Origin of the sequence: Trebonia sp., assembly GCF_049794275.1 — a bacterium.
Lineage (GTDB): Bacteria > Actinomycetota > Actinomycetes > Streptosporangiales > Streptosporangiaceae > Trebonia.
In genome coordinates this window covers 1-1,599 of record NZ_JBARCR010001100.1, presented here as the reverse complement: position 1 = coordinate 1,599, position 1,599 = coordinate 1, and the positions used below count along the sequence as shown (strand labels likewise).

The 1,599-nt window shown below is 72.2% G+C and carries 3 protein-coding genes; all 3 read right to left on the bottom strand.

Translation table 11 applies throughout. The features are described 5' to 3' along the window. Positions 1 to 316 (bottom strand): hypothetical protein (locus tag WA805_RS27415; protein WP_425243781.1); only part of this gene is annotated, 316 nt, incomplete at its 3' end. Between the two features lie 73 nt (positions 317 to 389). Beyond that, the gene (locus WA805_RS27410; RefSeq protein ID WP_422278247.1) at positions 390 to 1,073 is read right to left on the bottom strand and encodes an HAD family hydrolase; all 684 of its coding nucleotides are present in this window, start codon (positions 1,071 to 1,073) and stop codon (positions 390 to 392) included. Positions 1,074 to 1,139: 66 nt separating this feature from the next. Continuing rightward, positions 1,140 to 1,599: hypothetical protein (locus WA805_RS27405; protein WP_425240883.1), on the bottom strand; the 460-nt coding region annotated here is incomplete at its 5' end.

Below are 1,599 nucleotides of genomic sequence, written 5' to 3'. Positions count from 1 at the left end.
GGGTGGGCGCGGCCGCCTCCGCGCCGCTGCTGGCCAGCCCGTCAGGGGCGGTGATGGTCAGCGGGTCGGACCACAGGGCGCTGTCGAGCTGGTAGCGGGCACCGCCAAGCGCCGCGTCCGCCTGCGCGCGGATCACGGCTGTGTCCGCGGCGGCCTGCCGGGCGCCGACCAGGCCGATGACGGTCATCGACATGCCAGGGGACCTGGCGAGCTGCCGGTTCGCGCCCTGCGGCAGCACCTGCGCGCCGAAGGCGGCGACGGCGGTCACGGCGGCAGTGGTGATGAAGACGGTCAGCGCCACCCCGGCCAGCAGCAACCCCGATGACCGTATTCTCCGCCCCAGGTAGGAGGCCCAGGGGCCGCGGCGGGACCGCATGGTCAACCGCCTGTCACCACTGGTCGAGGTGAGCGGGAAGCTCGGTGAGGCGGGTGATGACCGCGTCCGGGATCACGCCGTCATGCGGCGGCACCTCGCTGTTCGGGATGAGCACCCCGCGCATGCCGGCGCGCTTGGCGCCGTAGATGTCGTCGTACGGCCGGTCGCCGACGAAGACGCACGAGGCCGGGTCGGACACCCCGACAGCGGCCATCGCGGCGCGGAACGCCTCGGGATGCGGTTTGGTCCACGGGATCTCGCTGCTGTACACCGCCCCGTCGATCAGGCTCAGCACCCCGTCCCTGCGGAATACCTCCTCGTGCGCGCTGCGCGGCCACATGGTGTTGGACAGCACGCCGATCTTGATGCCCCGGTCGCGCAGCGCGCGCATGACCGGCGCGGCGTCCGGGTCGGTGTAGGTGTGCGGTTCCCACAGGCCGTAATAGGTGGCGAGCAGCTCGTCGTGTGCGGTCACACCGGCGCGGCTGAAGACGTGCTCAAGGGTCGCGCTCTGCTGTGCGGTCTCCGCCTGCCGCCACAGCTCGAACTCCGCCGCCCTGATCGCCTTCGCGTGCGTCGCCGCCAGGTCGGCGGAGAAATGCGGCGTGCATACTTCCAGCCACAGCGTGTCGTGGTCGATTGTGTGCCACGGGGTCAGCGTGCCGCCCCAGTCGAAGATAACCGCCTGTACCGCCATGAACCGTATGGTACGGACCCAGCGGCGGTCACCGCGCCGTCAGCTGGACGCCACCTTCGGCCCGGGCTACACCTTGGCGACCAGCCGCACCGACACCTTCTGCCAGGGCAGCGCGGCGAGGGCGCCGAGCAGCTCCCCTTGCACGAGGCCGCAGCCGGTCACGGGCAGCGCCGGCCTGATGGCCTGCCCGTCCTTGCCGATCAGCACGAACTGCGGCGGCAGCTCGACCAGATCGGAGCAGAACGTACCGGCGGGCCTGACCTGGTTGTGCCGCCGCAGCGCGGTCATCAACGGCGCGAGCCCCTGGTCGGCCCGCTCCAGGGTGGCGACCTCCCACTGGCCCTTGCCGGGGATCATCTGGTAGTCGGTCACGCAGCGGATCACCGCCACCGGCTCGAAGGACGCGGGCAGCTTGCTGTGGGTCGCGTTCGCCGGCCAGCCCACGCACGCGGGCTGGCCAGCCACGAGGGGCGGCCCGGTGGTCGTGGTGGGCACCGGGGTGGCGCTCGCGGACGCGGACGGGGGC

Bases quoted from the DNA above. Each gene is read 5' to 3' on its own strand.
- WA805_RS27410 (WP_422278247.1), bottom strand. From the start codon at position 1,073: ATGGCGGTACAGGCGGTTATCTTCGACTGGGGCGGCACGCTGACCCCG.